22 protein-coding genes are annotated in these 26,634 nt (G+C 36.1%); 9 read left to right on the plus strand and 13 right to left on the minus strand.

Annotated elements, in window-relative coordinates; translation table 11 throughout:
• Nucleotides 1–11: 11 nt before the first annotated feature.
• Nucleotides 12–1,439, plus strand: coding sequence for a TolC family protein (locus ACFOOI_RS01105; protein WP_379834029.1), 1,428 nt, complete (start codon nt 12–14; stop codon nt 1,437–1,439).
• A 138-nt stretch (nt 1,440–1,577) separates the two neighbouring features.
• On the opposite strand, the gene ACFOOI_RS01110 is transcribed toward ACFOOI_RS01105, so the two are convergent.
• The 7 genes from ACFOOI_RS01110 to ACFOOI_RS01140 all read right to left on the minus strand — a co-directional run bounded on the left by ACFOOI_RS01110 (nt 1,578) and on the right by ACFOOI_RS01140 (nt 10,330).
• Nucleotides 1,578–2,549: a glycosyltransferase gene (locus ACFOOI_RS01110; protein WP_379834031.1), complete on the minus strand. Its 972-nt coding sequence runs from the start codon at nt 2,547–2,549 to the stop codon at nt 1,578–1,580.
• 564 nt (nt 2,550–3,113) lie between these two features.
• Nucleotides 3,114–6,332, minus strand: a complete 3,219-nt coding sequence (locus ACFOOI_RS01115; RefSeq protein ID WP_379834033.1) for a PAS domain S-box protein — start codon at nt 6,330–6,332, stop codon at nt 3,114–3,116.
• A gap of 407 nt (nt 6,333–6,739) precedes the next feature.
• Nucleotides 6,740–7,633 carry a cation diffusion facilitator family transporter gene (locus ACFOOI_RS01120; protein ID WP_379834035.1) on the minus strand — a complete coding sequence of 298 codons (894 nt, stop codon included), beginning with the start codon at nt 7,631–7,633 and terminating at the stop codon, nt 6,740–6,742.
• 191 nt (nt 7,634–7,824) lie between these two features.
• Nucleotides 7,825–8,598 carry a type 1 glutamine amidotransferase domain-containing protein gene (locus ACFOOI_RS01125; protein ID WP_449274512.1) on the minus strand — a complete coding sequence of 258 codons (774 nt, stop codon included), beginning with the start codon at nt 8,596–8,598 and terminating at the stop codon, nt 7,825–7,827.
• Between the two features lie 75 nt (nt 8,599–8,673).
• The gene (locus tag ACFOOI_RS01130; RefSeq protein WP_379834037.1) at nt 8,674–9,255 is read right to left on the minus strand and encodes a Crp/Fnr family transcriptional regulator; all 582 of its coding nucleotides are present in this window, start codon (nt 9,253–9,255) and stop codon (nt 8,674–8,676) included.
• Nucleotides 9,256–9,325: 70 nt separating this feature from the next.
• Nucleotides 9,326–9,775 carry an acyl-CoA thioesterase gene (locus tag ACFOOI_RS01135; RefSeq protein WP_379834039.1) on the minus strand — a complete coding sequence of 150 codons (450 nt, stop codon included), beginning with the start codon at nt 9,773–9,775 and terminating at the stop codon, nt 9,326–9,328.
• A gap of 213 nt (nt 9,776–9,988) precedes the next feature.
• Nucleotides 9,989–10,330, minus strand: coding sequence for a hypothetical protein (locus ACFOOI_RS01140; RefSeq protein ID WP_379834040.1), 342 nt, complete (start codon nt 10,328–10,330; stop codon nt 9,989–9,991).
• Nucleotides 10,331–10,493: 163 nt separating this feature from the next.
• On the opposite strand from ACFOOI_RS01140, the gene ACFOOI_RS01145 reads away from it, so the two are divergent.
• The 5 genes from ACFOOI_RS01145 (at nt 10,494) to ACFOOI_RS01165 (ending at nt 14,662) form a co-directional block, all read left to right on the plus strand.
• Complete coding sequence (locus tag ACFOOI_RS01145; protein ID WP_379834042.1) at nt 10,494–11,054, plus strand: RNA polymerase sigma factor; 561 nt, start codon at nt 10,494–10,496, stop codon at nt 11,052–11,054.
• Nucleotides 11,051–11,458, plus strand: coding sequence for a hypothetical protein (locus ACFOOI_RS01150; RefSeq protein ID WP_379834044.1), 408 nt, complete (start codon nt 11,051–11,053; stop codon nt 11,456–11,458). Before ACFOOI_RS01145 ends, ACFOOI_RS01150 begins: the two co-directional genes overlap by 4 nt.
• Nucleotides 11,459–11,846: 388 nt before the next feature.
• Entirely contained in the window at nt 11,847–12,287 is a 441-nt protein-coding gene (locus ACFOOI_RS01155) for a YMGG-like glycine zipper-containing protein (RefSeq protein ID WP_379834046.1), read from the plus strand.
• A gap of 247 nt (nt 12,288–12,534) precedes the next feature.
• Nucleotides 12,535–13,812, plus strand: coding sequence for a hypothetical protein (locus ACFOOI_RS01160; protein ID WP_379834048.1), 1,278 nt, complete (start codon nt 12,535–12,537; stop codon nt 13,810–13,812).
• Between the two features lie 136 nt (nt 13,813–13,948).
• Nucleotides 13,949–14,662: a DUF6503 family protein gene (locus ACFOOI_RS01165; RefSeq protein WP_379834050.1), complete on the plus strand. Its 714-nt coding sequence runs from the start codon at nt 13,949–13,951 to the stop codon at nt 14,660–14,662.
• Nucleotides 14,663–14,688: 26 nt separating this feature from the next.
• On the opposite strand, the gene ACFOOI_RS01170 is transcribed toward ACFOOI_RS01165, so the two are convergent.
• The 6 genes from ACFOOI_RS01170 to ACFOOI_RS01195 all read right to left on the minus strand — a co-directional run bounded on the left by ACFOOI_RS01170 (nt 14,689) and on the right by ACFOOI_RS01195 (nt 21,006).
• Nucleotides 14,689–15,150, minus strand: coding sequence for an RES family NAD+ phosphorylase (locus ACFOOI_RS01170; protein ID WP_379834052.1), 462 nt, complete (start codon nt 15,148–15,150; stop codon nt 14,689–14,691).
• Nucleotides 15,150–15,665, minus strand: coding sequence for a type II RES/Xre toxin-antitoxin system antitoxin (gene parS, locus ACFOOI_RS01175; protein ID WP_379834054.1), 516 nt, complete (start codon nt 15,663–15,665; stop codon nt 15,150–15,152). The genes ACFOOI_RS01170 and parS overlap by 1 nt, the downstream gene beginning before the upstream one ends.
• Before the next feature lie 375 nt (nt 15,666–16,040).
• Complete coding sequence (locus ACFOOI_RS01180) at nt 16,041–16,409, minus strand: DMT family protein (RefSeq protein WP_379834056.1); 369 nt, start codon at nt 16,407–16,409, stop codon at nt 16,041–16,043.
• Nucleotides 16,410–16,474: 65 nt separating this feature from the next.
• On the minus strand, nt 16,475–17,818 hold the full coding sequence (locus tag ACFOOI_RS01185; protein WP_379834058.1) for a monooxygenase: 1,344 nt from the start codon (nt 17,816–17,818) through the stop codon (nt 16,475–16,477).
• Between the two features lie 1,268 nt (nt 17,819–19,086).
• Nucleotides 19,087–19,557 (minus strand): IS200/IS605 family transposase, encoded by a 471-nt coding sequence (tnpA, locus tag ACFOOI_RS01190; protein ID WP_379834060.1) that lies wholly within the window; start codon nt 19,555–19,557, stop codon nt 19,087–19,089.
• Nucleotides 19,558–19,656: 99 nt separating this feature from the next.
• A complete protein-coding gene (locus tag ACFOOI_RS01195; RefSeq protein ID WP_379834062.1) occupies nt 19,657–21,006 on the minus strand; it encodes a glycoside hydrolase family 28 protein in 1,350 nt (449 codons plus the stop codon).
• 560 nt (nt 21,007–21,566) lie between these two features.
• On the opposite strand from ACFOOI_RS01195, the gene ACFOOI_RS01200 reads away from it, so the two are divergent.
• From ACFOOI_RS01200 to ACFOOI_RS01210, 3 genes are all read left to right on the plus strand, one after another.
• Entirely contained in the window at nt 21,567–22,328 is a 762-nt protein-coding gene (locus ACFOOI_RS01200) for a response regulator transcription factor (RefSeq protein ID WP_379834064.1), read from the plus strand.
• A 478-nt stretch (nt 22,329–22,806) separates the two neighbouring features.
• Nucleotides 22,807–25,053, plus strand: a complete 2,247-nt coding sequence (bglX, locus tag ACFOOI_RS01205) for a beta-glucosidase BglX (RefSeq protein WP_379834066.1) — start codon at nt 22,807–22,809, stop codon at nt 25,051–25,053.
• A 220-nt stretch (nt 25,054–25,273) separates the two neighbouring features.
• Nucleotides 25,274–26,545, plus strand: a complete 1,272-nt coding sequence (locus ACFOOI_RS01210; RefSeq protein WP_379834068.1) for an alkaline phosphatase family protein — start codon at nt 25,274–25,276, stop codon at nt 26,543–26,545.
• Nucleotides 26,546–26,634 lie beyond the last annotated feature (89 nt).

Consider the following 26,634-nt stretch of genomic DNA (forward strand, 5'->3'; position numbering starts at 1 on the left):
ATTTAAGAGAAATGAAAATATCAAAAATAATAATATTCTTTAGCTTTAGTACCTTGGTGTTTAACGCATGTAAAGCACCCGAGATAGTTAGCAAAGATGCAAATAAGTATATTCCGAGCAGTTTTAATGCATCAAAAGATACCACTAATTCAGCGGCTTTGAAGTGGCAAAATTACTTTAAAGATCCGTATTTGAGTGCACTGATAGATACTGCTTTGATAAATAATCAGGAGTTAAATATCATAATGCAGGAGATAGAAATCTCTAAAAATGAGATTATGGCCAAGCAAGGGGAATACAAGCCTTTTGTAAATATTGGCGGCGGTGCAGGTCTTGACAAAGTAGCCAGATATACGTCTAGAGGTGCCATGGAGGCTAATACCGAAATGAAGCCAGGCAGAGAAATGCCAGATCCGCTCCCTGACTTTCAGTTTGGGGCGTATGCCAGATGGGAAGTAGATATTTGGCACAAATTACGTAATGGCAGGAAAGCCGCCGTGGCTCGTTATTTGGGTTCTGTAGAGGGTAAAAACTTTATGGTAACGCACCTGATAGCCGAAATCGCCAATTCATATTATGAGCTCCTTGCCTTGGATAATCAGCTTGAGATAGTAAAACAAAACGTGGAGATACAGTCAAATGCTCTTCAAATAGTGAGACTTCAAAAAGAAGCAGCTAGGGTCACGGAGTTGGCCGTGAAAAGGTTCGAGGCAGAGGTATTTAAAACCAGAAGTATGCAGTTTGAAATTCAGCAGAACATCATCGAAACCGAAAACAGGATTAACTTCTTGGTAGGTAGGTTTCCAAAAACTGTAGATAGAAACAAGGCAGGGTTAACCGATATAGTGACCGAAATAGCAAAAGTAGGGGTGCCGGCTCAATTGATTCAAAACAGACCGGATGTAAAACAAGCAGAGCTAAGGCTGCAAGCGGCTAAAATAGACGTAGAGATAGCAAGAGCTAATTTTTATCCTTCATTAGGTCTTTCGGCAGGTATAGGTCTTCAGGCCTTTAATCCACTGTATTTTGCTAAGTTGCCGCAGTCTATCCTTTCTAATATTGCAGGAGACATGATGGGACCATGGATTAATAAAAACGCAATTAAGGCGACCTATTTTAATGCCAACGCTATGCAAACTCAGGCGGTGTATGATTACGAAAGAACGGTTTTGAGTGCCTACCTCGAAGTGGTAAATCAAATGGCAAAAATCAATAACCTCAAAAGTAGTTTTGATTTAAAAAGCCAGCAGGTAGATGCTCTTACGCAATCCATTGATATTTCAAACCGATTATTTAGTTCGGCTCGTGCAGACTATATGGAGGTTTTGCTAACGCAAAGAGACGCACTAGAGTCTAAGTTTGATTTAATAGAAACTAAAAAAGCTCAAATGAATGCCTGGGTAAATGTGTACCAGGCACTGGGGGGAGGTTGGAATTAAATCTCTTGATTTCGGAACAAACAAAAAGCCTTCGAATATTATTTTCGAAGGCTTTTTCCGTTTTTATCTACGCAATAGATGGTGCTTATCTTTTACGTTTTTATGTTAAAGTATTGTTGTCGTCATAGGCGAAAGGCATTATTTGTTAAACGCTATTTTTACTAATTCTTTAAATATTTTTAGTGAGTCTTTGAATCCCAAGTTTGAACCATCTCTGTGAATCCACCTTTTGAGCGGTTGCTCACATATCATACTCGAAGATCTTTCTAGTCCAAAACTCGCATTCATTCTTTGGAATATCTCTACATCAAATAACCATTTGGTTTTAAATGGCTTCGCAAAAGTCTGGTTTATAATTTGGCGTGTCATTACTTTGGCTCCACACTGCGTGTCTTGAAAGTTTAGTTTCAAAATCGTGTTTATCATCATATTTATGCTTTTGCTAATCACGCTTCTCGACGATTTTCTTTGAATATTTGCCCCCATTCTTTCTATTCTAGAGCCGCTCACGATTCCAAATTCAGATTTTTCTATCGTGTAAACCAGATTTTTAAGATCTTCGAAGTCCGTAGACAAATCAGCATCTAAAAAGCCGAAATGCTCTATTCTAGTATATCTTTTTATGTAGTTTATACCCGCTCTTACAGCTTCGGCTTTGCCTTTGTTTTTTAGGCAGTCTACTACTATTACTTGTTCTTTGTAAGCTATTCTTAGTTTGTTTAGTACACTTAGTGTTCCGTCTGAGCTACCATCGTTTACAAAACATAACAGGTAGTCGGGGTGGGATTCTATAAATGTTTTAAACTGCTCAGTTTCTAGTCTATCGTGTTCGTTGTAGCAAGGTATCACGATTCCGTTTTTAGGGAAAGAATACGTGATAGAAGTATTTTGACCCATTAGGTTTTTGATTTCATTTTTTCTAGCATTTAAAGAAAAAATCAAATCATCGTACACGTGTATTTCATCTTGGTTGTTGTATTTTTTAAAATTTTCTGGACTTCCTGTTTTTACATAAGTATTTCCGGTGTTGTTTTCTACCAGTCTAACATGTTTGAAATTTAAATTGTCTTTGTATTTTGGTACAAATAACGGACGCACAAAATTTGTCATAGATACTTTAAGTAATTGGTTAGTTTCTGTTTAGTATATTTTTTTGGGGATTACACCTTGGGAAAGATTTGTCTCCTGAAAAGTCTTATAATTCACAATCATTTAGTATCAAAAGGTGAAAAATCCATGCCAAAACCAGTAATTCTGTCGATAAAACTATATTGAAGCCAATGCTACCGTTTGTTAAGTTTAATTCAGAAATAATTCATTTTTATATTTCTCGGAATGATTGTTGAGACCCTAAAAGCATACACACAAACTCCATTTTTCTTACTCTTCTTTCAAAATACACATTCATTCATTTTGTCCATTTTTCTTCTAATTGCCATTTCAGATGCATTTATATTTGGTTGAAAGAATTCTTTATATATTGACTATTTGCCTTCATAAATGCCTCTAAAATGCCTTTATGTCTATAATTTTTATAGATTACAGAATTGGTGGTATTAATTGAGGTAAAAAAAAATGACCAAAGAGTTCGATTCTTTGGCCATTCTGAAGTTCGATTTATATGATTTGATTTCAAGAAAAAAATCCAGTTTCTGGAAAATCGCCTTTAACTGATTACGTCAGATCACATACTTCCTTTATTTTATCAATCAATTCTTTTTGTTTAAATGGTTTTGCTACATAAGCATTCATGCCGAGATCAAAACATTTGGTTTGTTCACCTACTAGAGAGTGAGCCGTCATTGCAATAATTGGGATGTCCATTTTGAGCTCCTGACGTATAAATGTGGTTGCTTGATACCCATCTTTTACTGGCATCTGAAGGTCCATTAATACGAGGTCGTATTTTTTCTTAACCAAAAGGTCTATGCCTTCTTGTCCATTGTTTGCGATATCTAACTCAAAACCGAAGTTTTCAATCACCTTGGCTGCTAATAGCTGATTCATTCTGTTGTCTTCACAAAGTAGCACCGATAAGCTTCTACTTGGTTTCGTAGGTTTAAAGCTCTCGGTTTGCCTTGCCTCTACTTCTGACTTGACTTTTGGAAACGTGAGCACAAAAAAGAATTCAGAGCCTTTGCCCAATGTACTATTGACTTGAATTTCCCCTTTTTGGAGCTCTATCAACTGTTTGACAATATTTAACCCTAAACCCGTACCTCCAAATTTGCGAGTAGTACTTTCTTCAGCTTGCCTAAATCTTTCAAAAATAGCAACTTGCTTGTCTTCCGGTATTCCTATTCCAGTATCTTTTACAGAGAATCTAAGTGAAACTGTTTCTTCGGCTTCTTCTACTTTTTTAACTGAAATAGTAACTTCTCCTTCCTCTGTAAACTTAAGTGAGTTTCCAGCCAAATTCATCATTATTTGGTTTAGTCGGCCTTTGTCGCCCATTACATATTCTGGCATGTCGGCGTCTAGAAGCAAATTGAAATCGAGGTTTTTGTTTGTTGCTTTATTTTTTAGTAGATCATAAACGTGTTTTAAGGTAACTTTTAGACTAAACGGCTGACTTTCTATAACCAACTGACCAGATTCTATTTTTGATGTATCTAATATGTCATTTATGATATTTAGCAAATTGTCTCCCGCCACGTGAATATGATCCACATACTCACATATAGTATCGGGAAGGTCTTGCTGCGTCAATAGTTCCGTAAAACCAATAATGGCATTCAAAGGGGTTCTGATTTCATGACTCATATTTGCCAAGAAACTGTCTTTTACTTCAGCTGCCTGAACAGCCATGTTTTTGGCGTTTAGCAAATCCAGCTCAGCTTGTTTCTTTTGCGTATAGTCTTCTGCCGCACTAAAGAATCCAATTGGTTCACCTTTGGTGTTTTTTATACAAGTGATACTCACCCAAACTGGAATATGTTTTCCAGATTTTGTAACGTATGTCCATTCATTGGCTTCGGCACCTTCTTTTTCGCAAGTTTTTGCAGCCAAAGTCATAAAGTCGGGTGTTATTTCTCGATTTAATTCTTTAGTTAGTTCATTAGCACGAGTATAAATTTCTTCTTGTAAATGAAAATCAGTGAGATTCATGTTATTTAAAATCTCTGCCTCAGTGTATCCCAATAAGTTTAAGCATGCCTTGTTTGTTCTGACAATCTTTCCTGTTAAACTTGTAAACATTACCGCATGGCTTACCCCATTAAATATCGCAATTTGGGTTTCCATCAAAGTATTTATCTGTAGGATTTTTTCTTTCTTCTCAGTTATATCAGAGCCAATAGAAATAAAGTTTTTTACTTCACCTTCTTCATTAAAAACTGGGCTAATGCCGAGTTCAAGCCAATATTTAGTGCCATTTTTACTTCTATTTTTAATTTCTCCTTTAAATGGTATATTTTGTTCTAAGCACTCCCTAATTTTGTTAATGGTTTGTGGGTCAGTGTCTTCGTATTGAACTAATTTGCCCGGGCTTGTGCCAATAAACTCTTCTAAAGTATAACCTGTTTTGGTTTCACAGGCCTTATTTACCCATTCTACTTTCCGGTATTTGTCTGTGATTATTACAATGTTATCTGTTTTTTTAGCCACTAACGAAAGCCTTTTGTTTTCCTCGTCTATGGCTCTCATTAGCGATATGTCTCTTGCGGTTGCATATAGCATCCCCGATTCTTTATCGGCAGAGGCGTGCCAGCTGAGAAGTTTATAGCTGCCGTCTTTACATTTAAATCGTGTTTCAAAATTTATAGTCGGTATTCCTAAACCCAGATTCTGAATTTCTAATTGCGTTTTTTCTAAGTCCTCTTCGTGTATAAAATCAAAGAAAGGTCTTGAAAGTAATTCATCATTAGAAAAACCCAATTCTTTTGAGAAAACATTACTTATTTTTTCAAAATAGCCTTTCGTATTTGCCAAGCAGAAATAGTCTATCGATAAGTCAAAAAACTTATCCAGCCTGTTTTCTTCAAATATCTGCTTTGTTATATCTCTTTTTATAGAGATGAACTTTAAAGGCTCATTATTTTTATCTAAAAAAGGCACCACGATAGTGTCTGACCAATAGTAAGTGCCGTCTTTGGCTTGATTGTTAATTTTACCTTTCCAGATTTTGCCCTGCATGATGGTTTCCCATAGATTGGCAAAAAAATCATCTGGGTGGAAGCCAGAATCAAAAATGGTGCTGTCTTTTCCTATAAGTTCCTCTCTTGAATATTTTGATGCCCTACATGTTTCTTCGTTTACAAATGTAATTAGCCCGTTTTTATCAGATATTATTACGCCTGCAGTTTCATCAAGGGCTATTTTATAACTATTGAGCTCGCTCGTTACGTTTTCTATTGCGGTTTCAGACAAGGCATAAACCTCATCAAGTAGTTCTGAGTTTTTCTTTCTTAATTCCAAATGTGTAATAACATGCTTTGCCAAAGTGTTTAAAGCTAGTCTTTGTACATCGGTTAGTTTTTTTGGCACTTCGTCTACCACTACCAAAGCCCCTATGTTGTAGCCTTCGGGTGTAGTTAAGGGCATGCCAGCGTAAAATCTAATGTAAGGTGAGTTTAACACCAATTGGTTGTCTCTGAAAATCTCACTTTCATGGGTATCACAAACCTCAAATATGTCTTCGCCTAAAAGTGTGTATTGGCTAAAAGAGACATCTCTCGGTAATTCCTCAAATCTCAAACCCACACGCGACTTAAACCATTGACGATTGGCATCGATGAGCGAAATGTAAGCTATTGGCACTTCGCAAATTTGTGAGATAAGCTTTGTGATATCATCGAATTTTCCTTCGGGGAAAGTATCCAGGATATTGTAGTCACGCAAAGCCTGAAGTCTTTGTTGCTCGTTTTCAGGAATTAGATTTTTAGTTATTACCATTTTTGGAAAAGGGTTTTGGTCTAAAAAGTTTTCAAAATTTCAAATTCTCAGGACTGAGTTTATCTTTAGTTTTTTTTAACTTTTACAGATTCTATTTTTAACTTTTGCAGCAAAATTTATACCGATGTATCTTTCTGTTAATAAAATACTTATTAAACGGTGTAGTAATTCATTAATATTTTTAAATCAAGACTTTATTTCTTTTTTTTCGAAGGAAAATTGATGTCTTATTTTTGGAATATTCCAATTTTGGGAAAGATTAAGTGTAATTAAAAAACCTTAAAGTGATGACTAGAAAGGTCCTTTTTTTTGAAGAGATGTGCAGGATGGTATTAAACGATTTTACTATTGCAAAAAGCTTCTTGGGCTAAAATAAAAGTATTTTATTTTAATTGAAAAAAACAAAATCAATTAGGTTCGATATGAATCAAAACCTGCCCCAACTGCGGAAACTTTAGTTTGAGGGTGTCTTTTAAATCATGTGAAATTTGGTGGCCTTCTTTTACCGAAATATGGGCGTCTACTATGGCGTGCAGGTCTACATGATAGGTCATGCCGGCTTTTCTGATGTAGCATTTTTCTGTGTCTAAAACTCCCTCAACAGTGGTTGAGACTGCTCGGATTTCTTCTAAAAGGTCGTCATACAGGTGTTCATCCATTATTTCGCCGAGAGCCGGTCTAAATATCAAATAGCTGTTATAAAGTAAAAATCCTGAAGCGAATAGTGCCGCCCAGTCGTCGGCGGTTTCGTAACCTTTTCCAAAATAAACCGCAATAGAAATTCCAATAATTGCCGCAATAGAAGTAATGGCGTCGCTTCTATGGTGCCAAGCGTCTGCTTTAAGGGCACTGCTGTTAGTTTCTTTGGCTTTTTTTGATACCAATTGATACGATATTTCTTTCCAAATAATAAGAGGAGCAAGCACCAGAAGTGTCCATGGTTTGGGTATTTCGTGGGGTGTTTGAATATTTAAAATGCTCTCATAGGCTATAACTGTAGCGGAGGTTATCAGAAAGCCTACGACCAAAAACGTAATAAGTGGTTCAGCTCTTCCGTGGCCGTAAGGATGATTTTCATCGGCAGGTCTATTAGCGTATTTTAACCCAAATAATACTAAAAATGAAGAGAAAATATCTGTGGTAGATTCTATTGAATCTGCAATTAAAGCATAAGAATTACCCAAAATACCCGCGATACCTTTTATGATAGCCAAAGCGAAATTTCCAACTATGCTGAGATAGGTCGCTTTTATAGCGATTTGTTGTGGTGTGTCATTTATTTGGGTCTGTTTTTCTTTCATAATTTGAATAGAGCCCAAATCCAAATTGAGTACTCTGCTATTATTCCTCAAAATTAATAGCCTGGCATTGTAAAAGAGAATAATTAGGAATTATTTTTAGTATTTAATTCAATTTAAGAATTAAAAAATAGTAAAAAAAAGGCCCATTTCGTAAATAAACGAAACAGGCCATATCGAATTTCAATCCAAACTTACTTCAATTTTTTTAGTAACAATTCAGCTACTAGTTCAGACGATGCAGGATTTTGTCCCGTTATAATCAGTTCGTTTTCAACTGCATACGGGTTCCAGTCTGCTTTTTTAGAATAAATGCCACCATTAGCTTTTAGCATATCTTCTACCAAGAAAGGTACTACGTTGGTAAGTTGAACAGCCTCTTCCTCTGTGTTAGTAAATCCTGTTACTTTTTGACCTTTCACAAGCGGCGTTCCGTCTGCTTTTTTGGTATGTTTAAAGATTGCAGGTGCATGACATACGGCTCCAACTGGCTTTCCGTGAGCATAAAATGCCTCGATGAGGGCAATTGAGTTTTTGTCTTCGGCAAGGTCCCAAAGTGGTCCGTGTCCGCCCGGATAAAACACTGCGTCATAGTCTGCCTGATTTACATCTGCTAGTTTTAAGGTTTTTGCCAATTGTGCTTGGGTTTCATTGTCTGCATAAAATCTAACAGTAGCAGGTGTTTGAGACTCAGGGGCTGAGCTTTTAGGGTCAATCGGGGGCTGTCCTCCTTTTGGAGAAGCGATTGTGATTTCAATACCGTTGTCTTTTAAATAATAAAAAGGAGCGGCAAATTCTTCTACCCAAAATCCGGTTTTATGTCCGGTGTTTCCTAGTTCGTCGTGGCTGGTTAATACAAAAAGTACTTTTTTCATTTTAGTTTGTTTTTGAGTGTTGTAACTATTTTCTTGAGGATTTGTAAACGAAAACAAACCCAAGGCCATGGCCATTACAATTGCGACTTTCAATAAATGTTGTTTTTAATTATGACACAAAACTAAGGCGAAGAAAATCAGGAAAAATTGATGTATGGTAAGAAACGATTATTGTGAAATTTCTTTTCTAATTCTGCTGAGGCTTTCAGTGGTTATCCCCAAAAAGGAAGCGATGTGGTAGTTTTTAACTATCTGCTCGATGTTTGGATAGGTTTCAATGAAGCTTATATAACGCTGAGTGGCCGTTTGTGAAAGTGTAGCTAATATCCGTTTTTGAAAACTAGCGAAAGCCCGCTCCATTTTCCTTCTAAAAAATGTTTCTACTTTAGGTATTTGGGCATAAAGCTGCTCCATTTGTGTGTGTGATACTTTATATAAGGTGGCGTCTTGTATGCATTCGATAAACATCATCGCTTTGCCTTCTGTGAAATATGCCGTGTAGTCGCTTATCCACCAATCGTTTATGGCAAACTGCAAGGTGTGCTCTTTGCCCGAAGGGTCAATAAAGTAGGTGCGTAAACATCCAGTTTGAACATAATATTCAAAATTTACTTGATCATGTGCTTGTAATAAAATATCTCCTTTTTTGACGCTTATTTTCTCAAAACTATCACAGACTAGGTTTACTTCAAAAGGTGTTAAATTTTCGCTTTCAAATATTTTAGTAACAATTTCGCTTTCGGGTTTCATGGGTCAATTATATAATTTGTGTATGAATTTAGAATCATTTTTCGAGTAATTAATCCTCAAAAGCTTTATCTCAACCCAACTTTTTGCTTTTGTATTCATAATATTCGCCACTTGGTAATGATTGAAATGCTGCAGTTAATTCAGCCGGTGGTAGGGTAAGCTTGCGGAGTTCTAAGTTCATCCAAGCTCCTTTTGCGGTAATGTGGGCACATTTATCGCCATTTTGATTAAAAATTTCGTGGTGTACCGTCCACCTACCTCCATCTTCCGAAATCTCTCCTTTTAGTATATTTACACGCACGGTGTCTTGTATCTTAAGTTCTTTTATGAACGTACATTCTTCTTTAAACAGGATTGGCCCAATCTGCAATTCCGCCATTTTTTCTGAATTAAAGCCGGACTCTATGAAGAAACTTACCCTGCAATGTGCACCGTAATCGTAATATTTTGAGTGTGTTACGTGTCTGTTTGGGTCACAGTCTGACCACCTAACTTCCAGTGTTTTTTCGAAGGACTTCATGCCGATTTTTCTGAGTTTGTTTTAAAAGTATTGCTTTACATACAAGATACAGCAGTTTTTAGTTTCCAAACCAATATGGCTGTTGAAGTTTTGGAAGAAAATAAGTTGAGCAATGTTTAAATGTTTCGTTTGGGATAATTCAATTTTTAAAACAAAAAAAAAAGGAAAGGGCACTTAGGCTCCTTTCCTTTTAGTTTTCTGGTGATACTGTTTTTAATCCACCTTGTTTTTTACTAAAAAATAGTATGTTAAAAAGCCAAAAGCTACCATCACCATTTCTACGCCGATGGGCAGTACTGAGTCTTCTCTCAAAAAATGTGGCAAATGGGCGATTAGCATAAATCCTATTCCGCCAAATAATAAGATGAGGCCCCATTTGAGGTTATCAAATTTGAAACTTGTAAAATTTTTCGAGATTAGCGAAAGGCTCTCTGGATCTAGCTGCTTGCTGTCTATCATTTTTCGTTTCAAAAAGAAGTTAGTGATTGTCATGGTGAACAATAATAAACTCCCAAAAATGGATGCTACTACTAATACGGTTGTTAAATCTATCATTTTGTTTTCTGGTTTAAATGTTTTGGGCAGTAGACAAACTAACTTTGAAAAATGTTGCAAAGCAGTTGGTATTATTTTTATGGAGTAAATTGGGGCCGTTTATTTTTCCAAAAATTATTTCTCACCTTGCAACATATTGGTGGAGGTCATTGTCTAATGCAATATGTTAGAAGAAAAACACGTGGTTTCGTTGGTATTGGAAGGCAATCAGGCGGCTTTTAAGAGCCTCGTGAAGCAATATGAGCGTATGGTGTTTTATATTGTATACAAGCTAACCGACAATCCTGATATAGCAAAAGATATCGCACAGGAAGTTTTTATTAAGGTTTATCGGAATATTTCGAAGTTTAAATTTGAGTCTAAACTTTCTACTTGGATTGGTAAAATAACCTATAGCGAAACCGTAAATTATCTCAAAAAAGAAAACAGATACACCACCGCAGATAGGTTAGACGAAATACACGCCACCACACTAAAAAGCGACGATAATCCGTTTGATAATACGCATAAGAACGACATTTCTTTTCACCTAAAAAATGCGATAGCCCGATTGCCTGAGCATTACAGAAGGGTTTTGGTGCTGTATCATCTGGACGAGTTTGACTATAAAGAAATAGGGGATATTTGTCAAATGCCGGAAGGCACCGTAAAAAACTACATTTTTAGAGCGAGAAAGCTACTCAAGGAAGATTTGGAATTAAACTTTAAAGAAGAATGGGTATGAAACAGAAAAAAAATATAAGTGATTTATTAAAGGAACAAGCTGAATTTGAACATGCAGCTTTTGACCCCAAAGATCAAAAAATATACGAAATGATTTTTGAGGAGCTTTCAGTTAAGCCAGAATTAGACATCGATGTGTTTTTTGCTCAGGAAGTGGTAGAGACCATAGAAAAGCAGGAAGAAGTGAAAGCCAAAATATGGATGTACGCGACTCATTCCTTGTTTTTTGTGCTGATGTGTGGCGTCATTTTCGGGACCATTTTTTATCTAAAAAAATCTTCGAATGTCTTTTTACTTGAAAGTCTAAGTGCAAATTTTGTTTACATATTATTAGTTACGTTTGTTTATTTCGTGATTCAGACCTTGGATACCCTTTTGGTAAAAAACAAAAACTCCTTCGTTTAGAGGTTTTCAGTTTTATAGTCATTCTTCAATACCGATTGCATGTTGTATTTTCCAAAACCGCAATCGGTTTTTTTTATGTGCAATCCTGCCTGATTCGCAACTTTGAATTTGTGTGATTTTTGTAGAAATTCCTTAAAAGCTATTAAATCCACCTTAAATTTTCCGTTTTAAGGTAAATTTAATCCGCCTTTTTCTACTAAAAAAAGCCTATGTAAAGCATTGATGTTAAGAAAATTGAATGTTAAATATATTGATAATGAGTATATTATGAAATTAAAATGACCTTAAAGCCATTTTTTGTTTCGATATACTTGCTATACTTTTATGCCAAGAACCAAATGAGGTTCGGAAATAAACAATATTTTAAATCACTTTAAAAAATACTCTCATGAAACATTTAATGATTATCGCTTTATTTACTTTTGGTTTAATGAATTGTGCAAAGACAAGTTCAGAGTCAAATCAAGAAAGATTAGAAACGTTAGAATTATCTAAAAGAACGGCAGACTCACTAAACGCCATCGCTGAAATCAGAATTGCAGATTCTTTGAGTACCGTGGCTGCCCAAGAGTCGGGTCAATTGAGCAGCGGGTCTGCTTCAGGCTCTGAAAATGCAGTGGCTACAGCCAATACGACTCCCGCTGCTCCTGCAAAAAAGAAATGGTCTAATAAGAAAAAAGGTGTTGTAATAGGTGCGGCTTCTGGAGCCATCACGGGTGCAGTAGTAGGCAAAAAGCCTGTTAAAGGAGCCTTGATAGGTACCGCAGTAGGTGGAGGTGTTGGTTTGGCAGCAGGTGCTATTCTTGACAAAAAAGAGAATAATAAGTAAGGATTTCGTTTCCCCATATATAAGTAAGAAGTGCTAGTCGGGTTTATCCTGATTAGTACTTTTTTTTTGGATTAATTTCTATTAAATAAATGAAAACCGTTATTCACACATTCAGACTCGTCATAAACTAAATTAGGCAGTTTGATTTTTATTAAACCTATAGTTTTGTTATAAAAAAAGGTCATTTCTATTCATTTCTGTCTTTAAATATAGGCTTTAGAATGATTTTTTTAGAAAAAATGAAACTATGAAAAATACACGCCTCACTTTAATTCTCCTCTTCACCTTTAGTCTGGTTTCTACCTTTAGTTGTAAGAAAAACTCAGATTTAGGTCCCACAGATAATGCCTTAAATATAGAATTCCAAAGCGGAGCCGTGGTTTTAGATAATTCGGTTTCTAATCCTGTAGTTTCTATAGATTCGGTAAGTCAAGTTTATGTAATGAAGACTTCGGCTTTTAAGTCAAAACCAAGCAAAGGCCAAACCATTTTAGTGCCTGGTAAATATATGCGTAAAGTTGTTTCGGTAGAGAGCACAGGTGGGAATTATAAAATAAAAACCGAAGATGCAATACTTACAGATGTAATAAAAAATGGGGAAATTAGTTGGGAGGTTTCGCCCGACTGGGATCAGGTTTCGTCTATCGTTATTGACGGAAACAAAGAGATACCATTTGCAAACTTGCGTAGAGGCGGCCCCATAGAATTTACCTACAGCGAAGGCAACGTAGATCACTTGATATCAATAGAGCCAATGCTGGATAACGGAAAAATAAATGCCTGCAAGTTTACTTTTAAAATGGCAAAAAAGGTCGGAGGCTCTGCCACAGCGGCATTTACAGTAGAAGGAACGGTAAAACTTCCAACGCAAAACACGCAGATTAATATTGAAGAAGGTAAACTCACCAAGTTTAAATCAGACAATAAAGGTATAACGGCAAACGTAAAATTGAGCTTATCGGCGGCCGGTTCAAAAAGCGGTTCTCATTCTTTAAAATTGCCGGGAGTGGCACTTAAAATTCCGATTAGTTTTATCCCTACACCTGCAGGATTGGTGCCGCTTCCTATTCCTGTTTCTATCGATATCGGCATTCAGTTTGTTACCCAAATGACCATGCCCGACGTAAATTCGTCTGCACAAGCGAGTAGCTCAGTCAGTCTTTCGGCCGATGGCGGTTTTGAGTACAAAGGCAGTTCGGTCAGTACTTCAGGAAGTATAGGGAACGATAAGTTTACTGACGGCAAATTTGATTCCGCGGCATTTATAGGAACGCCGGTGGATGTACAGTTTGGCGTTGCTTTTCCTAGAATAGGCCTAAATATTGCCGGGCAAGAGGTTGCATATATTCATACAGGTTTTACTAGTGGGAGCAGTTTGCAGTGGGGGCCTGTCTGTAAAAAAGGGTATGTAAAAATGGTGGTAGAAGGTGGTTATGAACTAAAGGTTTTGGGGCAAACACTCGCCGCAGAAAAGAAAACCTTTGCTGAAAAATCAAAAGAAGTTAAAGGTGATCAATGTCCGTAAGGTGCTGCATTACAGAGTGTTGAGTTTTTTCTAGATTTGCTTTTCTAGTTTCAGTTTGTTTTTAGTTTTTATTCTAAAAGGAGAAATCTATTTTTTTATGTGAACGCAAATCGTAAATTGAGAAAAATAATAAAACATGAAGTATAAAATTCTCTTAGTTTTAGGTTTGGTCTTTAATCTAAAAGTTTCAAACGGCCAGACGCTTTCTGCAAATGATTTTCTCAATAAAGTAATAAAACATCATGACCCGAAAGCGAAATGGGAGAAATTTAAAGGTGATATAGTGGTTACTATGTCTACGCCAAATAAGTCGGACAGAGTCACAGATATTTACATGGATAATTCGAAGGGTATTTTTATTCTTTCGAACATAAAAGAAGGCAAGAAAATTACAAGTTCAGTGGTAGGGGAGCAGGTTACGTTTTTGATGGATAAAGTTGTTGTTTCTGATGAAACAGAATTAGATGCCCAAAAGCTTACCAAAGAGAGGGCACTTTTTATGCGTAATTATTATACGTATTTATACGGTTTGCCCATGAAACTAAAAGACAAAGGCACTCAAATAGACCCGATTTTAAGTACTAAAGAATTTAAAGGGAAAACCTACAATGTAGTTAAGGTAACGTATGATAAAAGCGTAGGTAAAGACACATGGTATTTCTACTTTGACCCTAAAACCTTAGATATGGAAATCTATCAGTTTTTTCATAATGAAGCCAAAAACGACGGCGAATATATTCTGCTTTCAGATTTTATTGACATGAAAGGAATGAGAATTCCAGCCAAAAGAGCATGGTACACAAACTTAGACGATAAACTATTGGGAACAGATGTTTTAGTAGTAAAATAGGAGCTTTAAGATTTCTAAAAAGGGCCTTATGCTTTAAATATTCTTTTATCAAATGGAAACTCTTCTATACTTAAAATGTTGATTTTCTTCAGGTCTCTGTGATAGGGATTAATTAAGTAATTGTAATCTCCTTTTACCACCGCCGAAGGTACTTTTAACACACAAAACTCCATATTGTCTATAAAAGCATCTCCTATTTTTTGAGTTTCTTGTATGGGTGGGTGAGAGTTCCAGTCGGTTGAAAGGTCATTTGGGCTAAGTTTTGAAATTTTAACTTCTTCTGGTATCTCGATTTCTATCATTACATAGTCGCTAGGTAAATTTCCTAAGGGCAAATGCACGACAATTTCTGCCATGGCCAAAGCCCGACTTTCGGCGGTATAGATAATCTCCGTTCCCTTGGAGTTCCATCTATTGCCAAATTTGGCAGCACCTTTTCCATTGAGCTCACTGGCGTATTTTCTTTTAGATAGCCTAAATACCTTCATTATACGAATATTCCGTGTTCAATTCTATTCAGCTCGGCCATCACCATTTCTTTGCCATATGAGTCTTTCAATAACTCGGCTGGCTTTAGGTCGCCCATTGCAAATGATGGCGTATTTAACCAAAGATAGAATTGCTCCTTAGAGTCAAAAACCTCTTTGCCATAGTTAGTTACCTCGGCTAGTTCTATTATCTTTTCGGTATGAATCGGTTTAAAATAATAGTCGGTTTCATTGCTATGGCGTTGTAAAGTCTTTTTAGAAAGATTCAAATAGTCTGCCCAGTCATCTTCTGTAAACGGGGTTAGTTCTTTTATTTTGGTAAATAAATCATAGGGAAGCCCTTGTCTAATGGCATGGATAATCAACATTTTGTTTTCAAAAAAAGTGGTATACGTTATTTTTTCACTTTTAATGTTAAAATGAGTTTTTTTGTCGATTTTCTGCACATAAACTCGAATGGCCTTGTTTACCTCGTTAAAATCGCTCGTTTGTTTTTTTAGATCTTCAGTTACCATATTTCAGACATTTGTCTACAAATATAAGACATTTGTTTTAGGTAAGAAATATTTTAAAGATAGTTTATTAAAAAATAGTCAATTTAGGATGTTTAGATAGATTGAGTTTAAAAAATAGAGTAAGATGGTTTTGGATGAAAACATTATTTCCAACTTTTTAAAATGTTAAATTCAGAAAAATATTAGCATAAAAAATGAGGGAGAGATAGCATTTCGCTTGCTTTTTATAAGATTGATTCAAAGCTTGGTTGGCTTATGATATCAAATCTATTAAAAGGAAATTGTTTCAAAATTGATTAGGTACTGTGATTGAAGTTGGTATTTTAGTTTTTGAAAGAATGTCTTAAATGAATACATTTAAAATGGAAGTTGAATTTATTTCTTAAACATAAAATAAACAGCTAAAATAAGAAATGCGAACGAAATGAGGTGATTAAGCCTGAAGCTTTCAGTTTTGAAAACAAATAATGTAAATATCGCGAAGACTATTAAAGTGATAACTTCCTGAATAACTTTTAGTTGGATGAGGGTAAAAGGGCCACCGTTTTGGTTAAACCCGATTCTATTTGCAGGTACTTGAAACATATATTCAAATAAGGCAATGCCCCAACTGACAAATACGATAGCTACCAATCCGAGCTTATTAAACCAACTCCATTCCGAAAATTTAAGGTGCCCATACCAAGCCATTACCATAAAAGAATTGCTTAAAAATAAGAGCCCAATCGTGAGAAATGCTTTCATTAAAAAAATAAATGGTGTAAGTGTACTTAAAGTAAATTAGTGTGATTTTGATTTGAATTATTTACTTATTCTTCAAAATAGTAACCAAAAATAATTCCCATTTCGTCTTCGCTAGTAAAGCCAAAACGGACTACTTTGTCGCTGGTGTTGTTATACGTTATTCGTGAGGTTAAACCTTCGCCTTTTTTGAGCGAAATAGGAGTAGCATAGTCGGTTTTGGTGGGGTGTTCCCAGTTTTTACTTGTGTAGATTATTTCCCCATCACGTGAGCCCCCTTTAATCAGGATTTCGAATTTTTGACCCAATTTGTGTGTATGTGAAAATAGCGTAACTATTTTGACATTGCTATTAAAAGTAAATGACTTAGTGGCAACGGTAGTTTTGTTTGGTGGTAACTCAAAAGTAGTATTTCCTAGGTCAAGCACCTTCAATGGATTTTTTACTTCAGACTTTGGAACTGTATGCAGGTTAATGTTCACTTCGCCATTGTAAGGTTTAGCTCCTTTGTTGAAATAGTGCGAGTTCATGTCAAATTGCATATTAGCGGGAAGTTCAACAGCAGTTCCAGCAGGAAAATTAAAAGTAAAATTACTCTCACTACCACCAAAATAAAAAATGTGGTTCGACATTTCGGTAAATGTACTGATATTTAAAGAGTTGTCTTTATTACGTAAATCTCTAACTGCGTTTGCAATAGGTAATGTTGCGGTATTTCGGAAACCATAAAGTATAAAATGGTGGCTTCCAGGATGCATTTTTATCTGAAATTTATTCACATAAACGGTCTCGGAGTTTTGAAGTGGTTTTCTAACAAAAATCTCTCTTTCGAAATAAGGAAAAATTTCAAATGGGTCAAGTTTCATTTGAAATCCCTGCCCCACAGCTGGCGGGCTTAATGGCTCAAAGGTGGCCAATGAAGGGGTGCGGTCATCAAGTAATGCTACGTCGGCCACTATACCGGTTTTGGGTGCTCCGGCTTCTATCCATTTTCTTATAAATTCTACTTGGCCTTTAAAAAGCATGTCGTTTCCAAGAGGCATAATACTTCCAAAATTCAGTTCGCTTTCGTGGCTACTTTCAAATAATAGTTTTTGGTATAAAAGACTGTTTTCAAAGTCATAAGGAATCACTCTTTTGAGATGATGTTCTTGGGCTGTGATGTTTTCAGGAGATTTGTTTACTAGGTTTTCATAGGCTACATCTGACGTTAAAATCAGTCCGTGCTGAATAAAACTCGGATCTTTTTCTGATTGGTGGCAACCTGAAGTTGCACAACTTTTATTTAGTATTTCGGATTGTATTACACTGAAAGTATCGGCACTAGTAAGGTCAATTTCGGTAGGTTTACAGCTGTAAACCAAACAGCTTGCAAATGAAACGATCACAAATAATCGAAATATGTTTTTCATCTTAAAAATAAGGGAATAAATAAGGTATAAATGTACGCTATTCTTTTATAATTTAATTGGGGCTAATTGGAAAAAAAGTAGTCAAGGTTTGAGAATGTATTTTTTCAATAATATATCGTTCCTCTAGAGCCTTTGATATACTTGCCCCATCGGGGCAATATATCAATAGAAAGAAAAGTTAAAGGAAAGCAAAACGCTCCAGCGGAGCGTGACACTATTGCTTATGAATAGCAAATAGCACCTCCGAAATTAGAGGAAATCAATTTATGTATTGCTCCTCTGGAGCAAATTTCCTATCATGTTTGTGGTGTTTTTTTATTAATATATTGCTCCTCTGGAGCAAATTGGCATATGATATCTTGGGTATTTTCTATTAATATATCGCTCCTCTGGAGCGAAGCGAATTCTTGCCACATCGGGGCAATATATCAATAGAAAAAAAAGACCATGTAAAGCAAAACGCTCCAGCGGAGCGTGACGAAGTTGGTTATGAATAGCAAATAACATTTCCGAAATTAGAGAAAATCAATTAATGTATTGCTCCTCTGGAGCAAATGTCCAATCATTTTTATGGTGTTTTTCTATTAATATATTGCTCCTCTGGAGCAAATTGGCATATCATATCTTGGGTATTTTCTAACAATATATCGCTCCTCTGGAGCGAGGTGTATTTTTGCCACATCGGGGCAATATATTAATAGCAAGAAAAGGCAATGGAAAGCAAAACGCTCCAGCGGAGCGTGACAAATCATTTTACGAATATTATATCGCACCTCCGATTAAAGAGCTTATTTATTAATGTATTGCTCCTCTGGAGCAATTGGCATATCATATCTTGTGTATTTTCTATTAATATATCGCTCCTCTGGAGCGAAGTGTTTTTTTTGCCCTATTAGGGCAACATATTAATAGAAAGAAAAGGCAATGGAAAGCAAAACGCTCCAGCGGAGCGTGACAAAGCATTTTACGAATAGAATATCACATCTCCGAAAAAAGAGCTTGTTTATTAATGTATTGCTCCTCTGGAGCAATTGACATATCATGTATTTGGTATTTTCTATTGATATATCGCTCCTCTGGAGCGAGGTGTATTCTTGCCCCATCGGGGCAATATATTAATAGAAAGAAAAGTCAATGGAAAGCAAAACGCTCCAGCGGAGCGTGACATAGTTGCTTTGGTTTAGCTAATGATGTACGAATAATATATCTCTCCTTTGGAGCGAGTTGAATTTTATCACATCGGGGCTAAATATCAATAAAAGAGAAACTTAATCCTTGTCTTCAATATCTTTGAAAATGTATTCGGGTTTAAAGTCAATTTGATAGGCTTTTAAAAATTCTGTGTATTCTTCTTTAAAGGTCTTTTTATTGTGGTGCTCTTTTTGATTTAATATGTATTTTATGACCGCATCTATTCCTGACTGACTTACAGAAAACGCACCAAATCCTGTTTGCCACTCAAACTTTCCTACCACATGTTTATTTTCATGTATCCATTTTGTAGAAGCCACTTTAACATCCCTTATTAAGTCAGATAAATTACAATCAGGCTTCAGACCAACCAAGATATGTACATGGTCGGGCATGCCGTTAATAATCATCATTTTTTGGTTTTTATTTGAGATAGTGCCCGTAATATATTTGTAAAGTTCAGCCTCCCAAATAGGGGAAATTAAACTTGAACGACCTTTAACTGCAAAAATAATATGGGTATAAAGTTGGGTGTATGTATTTGCCATGTATCGATTTATTTTCTGAAAATTAAAGAAAAAAATCTAATTTGAGAAAAGTAGATACAAGAAAATTACTTGAAGTGTAGCCTAATAAATTGGGGGAGGCTAGTTTTTAATAATCACATTGTCAACGTTTTCTGAAACTATCCAAGGTCTCGCATCAGCTTCATTTACAGTGACTTTACAGTTTGTAAAAGTGATGTTATCAGCGTGTCTTACATAAAATCCGTGAGTTCCAGTATTTCCAAATTTGCTTCCTTCTGGGTAAGTGCCATCATATTCCATCACTTTTTTTTCAGAAGTTTTAATGCCGCCTTTCATTTGGAAGTTCAAGTTTTTAAAACTCACATTTTGAATATTATGGCCTTTTATTCCGGTGATAATGCTTGGGTAATTTTGAGTAAAATTGCTCCCATTTATATGTTCAAAACTAACATTTGAAATACTGCCAATTCGTGCTTTACGACCGGGTACGGTTCTTTTTCTGTCAGCTAAAATTATAAAAATGGCCTGTCCGCAGTTGGTAATATTGCAGTTTTTAAAGTTTAGATTATCAATAACTGCACCGTCCATAGACTCTATAACTATGGCAGAGTTTTGGAAAGCATTTTTTAAAACTAAATCAGAAACCTCGAAATTCGTAAAGCTACCTAAACCGTCGGTTCCAAGTTTAAAGCAGTTGCCGGCATTTACATTTAATTTGTCTATTGTGCAGTTTTTTACCACTATGTTATTACATCCGTATTCGCTTCCAGATTTAAAACAGATGCCGTCGTCTTCGGATTTAATTTGGGCGTTTTCTATCAATACATCGTGACAATCTACAATGTCTATGCCATCACGGTTAGGGGTCAGTTGCCCGGTGTGAACATTTATATTTTGAATTTTAATGTTGTTCGACTCAATATATACCTGCGTCCAGCATGCAGGATTCAGCATTGTAATATTTGAAACGCTAATGTTTTCACAGCCCACAAAAGCCAAAATAGAAGGGCGGTCTTTCTCGGTGCCCAGTTCCTTTACGTGCATCCAAGGTTCGTAGTCGCCTTGTCCATTAATGGTTCCGCCACCTGTTATGCGTACATTTTGGATATGGTTTCCGTACAAAAGCCTTCTCTGACAGTCTTGCAGCATGCGGTTTGGGAATTTTGTTTCTATCAAATGGTGTGGATAGTCTACTTCTTCGTTTGATTTTATCCCCAGAAGCGTGGCTGTTGACTCAATTTGTAGCGTAAGGTTGCTACAAAGCAAAAGTTGGCCGCTTATAAAATTTCCATCTTTAAGAATCACAGTTCCACCTGTTTTTTTACAGGCATCTATCGCTTTTTGAATCGCCTTTTGGTCGTTGTTAATTCCGTCACCCTTGGCTCCAAAATCCTTTACATTATATGTTTTTTGAGCAAATATAGCATATGGTAAAAGCATAACGAGGGCAGACAAAAAGTAGTTTTTCATATTTTATTCTTTTTAAGAATTAGGAATTGCCTAAAGTTAAAATATAAAATGAGTGCCAATGACATGTAGTCTACTGCTTTTTAGGAAAAATCAGCTAATTTTCAAAAGCTAGGAGGGAAATTGACTGTGAAATTAAACCGGACTTCGATATGCACCGAAGCACATATCGAAGCGATTAGAAAAAGGTTGTGAATTTAAATTTATTCTTGGCTATAATACTTTCAAAATGGTCAACAATTATTATTTTTTGTGTGTAATCTAGTCCTGTTTTTTAGTGTGATTTAATTTTAAGTTGAAATGTGAAATAAAAGCGTGAAAGGCGTAGTCGAATTTTCATTACAAATAAATAATTTCATTAAGTTTTATTTCTTTTGAATATACTTTTTGGGTTACTTATTTACATTTTATTTACTTTTTGGTTCAAAAAAATGGCATTAATGATTTTAAAACATTTATAAATATTGTGCATTAATGTCAAATCGACTATTTTGGACATGTTTTACAAAATTCAAATTATTTTTTTAATTCCTTTTTACACTAAAGTGTAGTATTTTTGGTAAATGGAAGAGACAATACAGAGCCTTTTGAGCAGAAATAGAGTAAATGAAATTACTGATAATGACAAAAGACAATATGGTTTTTATCTTGATGTGGTCAAGTCTTTTGCTCAAATAACCTATAGAAGTTTGTATGTTATTGACTACGAAAAAATGGTTTTTGAATACGTTTCTAATAATCCACTTTTTCTGTCGGGCTATACCTCAGATGAGGTCTTAGAAATGGGGTATGATTTTTATCTTAAAACCTTACCAAAAGCAGACTTGGAGCTGTTAGGTGAAATTAATATGGCAGGGTTTGATTTTTTTGACAAACTCCCCAATAACGAAGATCGAAAACTTTACAGTATCTCTTATGATTTTCATTTGAAAGGAAAATACGAGAAGCCTGTCTTGGTAAATCAAAAGTTGACGCCAATTTTTTTGAATGAGAAAGGGATGCTTTGGAAGTCACTTTGCGTCGTTTCACTTTCTCACAGTAAAACTGCTGGAAATGTAACCATAAATAAACAGGGATCTGGCCTTTGGTGGAAACTTGATATGATCACAAAAACTTGGATTCAAGTAGATAAGCCAACATTAAAGGAGCGAGAACTTGAAATTTTAAGACTTTATGCTCAAGGACTCACCATTACCGAAATAGCGGACTTGATTTGTGTTTCGCCTGATACAATAAAGTATTACCGAAGAAAAATATTTGAAGCTTTTGAGGTTAAAAGTTTTGCCGAAGCCTTGCATTTTGCGATAGATAATAAAATTATTTAGCTGTTCTGAGGCAAATAAGTCCTTTTTATCGAATATAAAAAAAGCTAAAAAGCATACTAATAAATTGCTAAAGGTCTGATAATTAGATTCTATCCATTTTGTAAGATGGTTATTACTTTCTTCGTTTTAAAAATAAATTGCCTCGTGTTTTAACTTATATTTTATTGATGCTGACTTCTGTTACGCTATCCCAAAAGTTCGGTTAGTTTCTTTTTTAATCTAAATCATTAAAGCTCATTTAGAAGGTCTTTAACCAAGTTTTCGTAATTAATTCAAGGTTTGAAAAAATGTATACCTTCTAGTTAATATTTCGCTTGCTCCATTCTGTTTCTTTTTTTAAAAAGCAATTTAGAGTCTTTTTGAAAAGAATTATTACTAAAATTGAACCCACTCAAAAGGGTTTTCACAACTAGCTTCGAGGTTTTTTTATCCATTTATATTGTTTAATTTTGATTTATTCTTAACCAAAAAAACATATATGAAAAAAACATTGATATTCACATTTGGCCTTTTGATAAGCGTTAGCTGTCTGGCTCAAATTCCTGCATATAAAGATAAAAATCTAAGCGTTAATCTGCGGGTAAAAGATTTGCTTTCGCGAATGACTGTAGAAGAAAAGGTAGGTCAGCTTAATCAAGTAAATGGGGGAGTACTTACAGGCCCAACAGTGGCAAACGACCCAGGAGCGGCAGGAAAAATGAATTTGCTTAGACAGGGTAAAGTAGGTTCTTTTCTCAACGTGGTAGGTACCGAACAAACGCTTGCGGTTCAAAAAGAGGCGATAAATAATACACGATTGGGTATTCCGCTTTTGTTTGCTTTTGATGTTATTCATGGCTATAAAACCGTTTTCCCTATTCCTTTAGCCGAAGCTTGCTCGTGGGATCTTGCAGGTGCACAAAACACCGCGGCTATAGCCGCTAAAGAGGCGTCTTCGGCGGGCCTGCATTGGACTTTCGCACCAATGATGGATGTGTCGAGAGAGCCAAGGTGGGGTAGGGTAATGGAGGGCTCAGGAGAAGATCCTTATCTACAAGCCCGATTTGCGGAGGCTAGAGTTACTGGTTTTCAGGGAGATTTGTCAGACAATGAGCACGTAATGGCGTGTGTGAAGCACTTTGCTGCTTATGGTGCTGTAGAGGCGGGCAAAGAATATAACACAGTGGATTTAAGTCGCTACGCACTTTGGAACTACTATATGCCTTCTTATAAGGCTGCGGTAAAGGCAGGTGCAGCTACTGTAATGAATAGTTTTAATATTTTAGACGGAGTACCAGCAAGCGGAAATGGCTATTTGGTAAATGACGTTTTAAAGAAAAAATGGGGCTTTGACGGTTTTGTGGTATCAGACTGGGCGTCTTTTGGAGAAATGATTGCTCATGGATACTCGGCAAACGAAACTGAAGCAGCCAAACAAGCCATAATGGCGGGGTCAGACATGGACATGGAGTCTCAGGTGTTTAATAAAACTTTGGTAAATACCGTAAATGAAGGCGATGTGCCACTTGCAAGGCTCGATGAGGCCGTAGAAAGAATATTGAGAATGAAGTTTAAATTGGGTTTGTTTGACGATCCCTATAAATATCATGATGCCGAAAGAGAAAAAAGAACGTTGTTAGCCCCAGAGCATATAAAAGTGGCAAGGGACGCGGCTTCGAGTTCAATGGTGCTTTTGAAAAATGAAATATTACCTCTTAAAAAAGAGTTAAAAAATATTTTGGTTTTGGGGCATTTGTCTGAAAGTCAAGACGACGTCTTAGATTTTTGGAAAGGCCAAGGAGACCATAAAAATACGGTCACGATTTTGGAAGGAATTAAAGCCAAATATCCAAATGCAAAAGTAAGTTTTGTGAAAACGTGTACTCGCGATGGTGAGTTTATAAAAGGTTCAGAAAAAGAAATAAAAAGCTTAGCTAAGAAAGCAGATGTGATAATCGCAACTATAGGTTTGTACGGCGACTTAGCCGGCGAGGCTCGTGCCTTAGGAAACCTAAACCCACCTGCAGGGCAAATGGAAATGTTAGCAGCCGCAAAAGCTACTAAAACTCCAATGGTGGTATTGGTTCAGGCAGGCAGGCCTTTGATTTTGACCGATGTGGTGAAAGAGTATGGTACCATATTATACACTTGGATTGGAGGTTCGCAGCATGGTAACGGGGTTGCAGATATATTGGCCGGCGACGTAAACCCTTCTGCAAAAACCGTTATGTCGTTTCCTGCTAGTTTGGGTCAGGTGCCAGTTTATTATAACCACTACAACTCGGGCAGGCCGCATTCTGATGGGCAAGAAGGTCCCGACCATTTTTGGGTGTCGAGATACAGGGATATTCCCAATGAACCATTGTTTCCTTTTGGTTATGGTTTGAGCTACTCAACGTTTGTATATAGCGACTTGAAACTATCTAAAACAGAGATTAATAAAAACGAAACGGTAACGGTAGAGGTAAAAGTTACGAATACGAGCAAAATAGATGGCATAGAAATCGTGCAGCTGTATATTAGAGATCTTGTGGCTCAGCCCATCAGACCTGTGAAAGAACTGAAAGATTTTAAAAGAATCATGATAAAAGCAGGTGAAACTGCGGTTGTTAATTTTGAGTTGCCAGCTGTTAAATTAGGTTTTTATGACGAAAACGGCGACGACCTTTTGCAGAAAGGTGCCTTTAAGGTTTTTGTTGGTACAAACTCCAAAGAGGTTTTGAGTGCTGATTTAGAACTGAAATAATTATAAAATATTTTAGAATTTGGTCTAGTCTTGTATTGGCTTTTTGCTTTCACAAGACTAGACTTTTTTTATGTAAAAAGTAAGAAAGTGTCGTTTTCTTTGGATCAAAAAAAAATATTTTAAGAATTGAAAAATATTTGATTCCAAAAAATAATATTGCTAGGGCTATTTTCAAGCAGATTACCCTTATTTTTGCACTACTTATTACAAAAATCAACAAATGAAACACTTATTCGCCATTGTTTTGGCATTCTTTTTCGTGGAGGCAGTTGCCCAAGTGCCCACTTATGATGAAATTCTCAAAAATGAAATTCTCTCTAACTCTTTAGAAAACTCAAAAGAAGGCCTCAAAAAGCCGTACGTGATTATCGTTTCTATTGACGGTTTTAGGTATGACTATGCCGAGAAATTTGGAGCAGAAAATATTTTAGATATCGCCAAAGAAGGCAGCTCGGCTAGCAGACTGATTCCTTCTTTTCCGTCAAAAACATTCCCCAATCACTACACATTGGTAACGGGGCTTTATCCTCAAAATCACGGTATAGTTTCCAATTCGTTTTATGACAAAACCATTAACGATACCTACAGCATTGGCAAAAGAGAATCTGTAGAAAATGGGTCTTGGTACGGTGGAACTCCAATTTGGAATTTAGCTCAACAGCAAGGCTTAGTGGCAGCATCTTATTTTTGGGTGGGTTCTGAGGCTAATATCAATGGTTTACATCCAAGATATTATTATCCGTATTTGAAGGTAAGCCCTATCGAGTACCGTGTGCAGCGTGTGAAGCAATGGTTGGAGTTACCAGAGAAAATTCGACCCCATATGATCACCATGTATTACTCAGACGTAGACGATAAAGGACATGCGTTTGGACCTGAATCAGAAGAAAATAAAGAAGCAGTTTTAAAAATAGATAAACAAATCGGTGAACTAAGAGCTGCCATAAAAGCTTCTGGACTACCAATTACACTGATTGTTACGGCCGATCACGGTATGGTGGAGGTTAATCAAAATATAAATGTGCACGATTACATAACCTTAGAGAAAGGCCAGTTTTATAGCGGTCCTGTGGCTATGATTTATACCAAAAACGAACTTGAGAAAGAAACGTTTTTTCAGGCTTTGAGTAAACAAAATAGATTTAAAGTTTATAAAAAAGAGGCAGTGCCAAATTACCTTAATTACAACCACGGCGACAGAATTGGCGACCTAGTTTTGGTAGCTGATGCTCCAGATGAAATCATTTATACAGAAAAAGAAATGTACCCAAAAAAGCCAGGCGGTACGCACGGATACGACCCTTTTGAAGAGAGAAAAATGAGCACTATTTTTTATATAGAAGGACCTAGAATAAAGAAAGGTTTTAAGTTGGCAGCCACAGAAAACATCCACGTGTATCCTTTGATTGCAGAGATTTTAGGATTGAAAATTACCGAACCTATTGACGGCAAATTAGAAGCCATGTCTGAGGTTTTAATAAAGGAAAAATAGGCTTAAAACTTTTTTTTAGAAAATATATATTGAAGGCCGAAGCACTTACTGTTTCGGTCTTTTTTGTTTAGGAAAAAGCAATTCTTGAT

This window comes from Lacihabitans lacunae (assembly GCF_042649125.1).
Taxonomy (GTDB): Bacteria; Bacteroidota; Bacteroidia; order Cytophagales; family Spirosomataceae; genus Leadbetterella; species Leadbetterella lacunae.

Coding starts and splice junctions, on each gene's coding strand:
- ACFOOI_RS01105 (WP_379834029.1), top strand. CDS start 12: ATGAAAATATCAAAAATAATAATATTCTTTAGCTTTAGTACCTTGGTG.
- ACFOOI_RS01110 (WP_379834031.1), bottom strand. CDS start 2,549: ATGACAAATTTTGTGCGTCCGTTATTTGTACCAAAATACAAAGACAAT.
- ACFOOI_RS01115 (WP_379834033.1), bottom strand. CDS start 6,332: ATGGTAATAACTAAAAATCTAATTCCTGAAAACGAGCAACAAAGACTT.
- ACFOOI_RS01120 (WP_379834035.1), bottom strand. CDS start 7,633: ATGAAAGAAAAACAGACCCAAATAAATGACACACCACAACAAATCGCT.
- ACFOOI_RS01130 (WP_379834037.1), bottom strand. CDS start 9,255: ATGAAACCCGAAAGCGAAATTGTTACTAAAATATTTGAAAGCGAAAAT.
- ACFOOI_RS01135 (WP_379834039.1), bottom strand. CDS start 9,775: ATGAAGTCCTTCGAAAAAACACTGGAAGTTAGGTGGTCAGACTGTGAC.
- ACFOOI_RS01140 (WP_379834040.1), bottom strand. CDS start 10,330: ATGATAGATTTAACAACCGTATTAGTAGTAGCATCCATTTTTGGGAGT.
- ACFOOI_RS01145 (WP_379834042.1), top strand. CDS start 10,494: ATGTTAGAAGAAAAACACGTGGTTTCGTTGGTATTGGAAGGCAATCAG.
- ACFOOI_RS01150 (WP_379834044.1), top strand. CDS start 11,051: ATGAAACAGAAAAAAAATATAAGTGATTTATTAAAGGAACAAGCTGAA.
- ACFOOI_RS01155 (WP_379834046.1), top strand. CDS start 11,847: ATGAAACATTTAATGATTATCGCTTTATTTACTTTTGGTTTAATGAAT.
- ACFOOI_RS01160 (WP_379834048.1), top strand. CDS start 12,535: ATGAAAAATACACGCCTCACTTTAATTCTCCTCTTCACCTTTAGTCTG.
- ACFOOI_RS01165 (WP_379834050.1), top strand. CDS start 13,949: ATGAAGTATAAAATTCTCTTAGTTTTAGGTTTGGTCTTTAATCTAAAA.
- ACFOOI_RS01170 (WP_379834052.1), bottom strand. CDS start 15,150: ATGAAGGTATTTAGGCTATCTAAAAGAAAATACGCCAGTGAGCTCAAT.
- parS (WP_379834054.1), bottom strand. CDS start 15,665: ATGGTAACTGAAGATCTAAAAAAACAAACGAGCGATTTTAACGAGGTA.
- ACFOOI_RS01180 (WP_379834056.1), bottom strand. CDS start 16,409: ATGAAAGCATTTCTCACGATTGGGCTCTTATTTTTAAGCAATTCTTTT.
- ACFOOI_RS01185 (WP_379834058.1), bottom strand. CDS start 17,818: ATGAAAAACATATTTCGATTATTTGTGATCGTTTCATTTGCAAGCTGT.
- tnpA (WP_379834060.1), bottom strand. CDS start 19,557: ATGGCAAATACATACACCCAACTTTATACCCATATTATTTTTGCAGTT.
- ACFOOI_RS01195 (WP_379834062.1), bottom strand. CDS start 21,006: ATGAAAAACTACTTTTTGTCTGCCCTCGTTATGCTTTTACCATATGCT.
- ACFOOI_RS01200 (WP_379834064.1), top strand. CDS start 21,567: ATGGAAGAGACAATACAGAGCCTTTTGAGCAGAAATAGAGTAAATGAA.
- bglX (WP_379834066.1), top strand. CDS start 22,807: ATGAAAAAAACATTGATATTCACATTTGGCCTTTTGATAAGCGTTAGC.
- ACFOOI_RS01210 (WP_379834068.1), top strand. CDS start 25,274: ATGAAACACTTATTCGCCATTGTTTTGGCATTCTTTTTCGTGGAGGCA.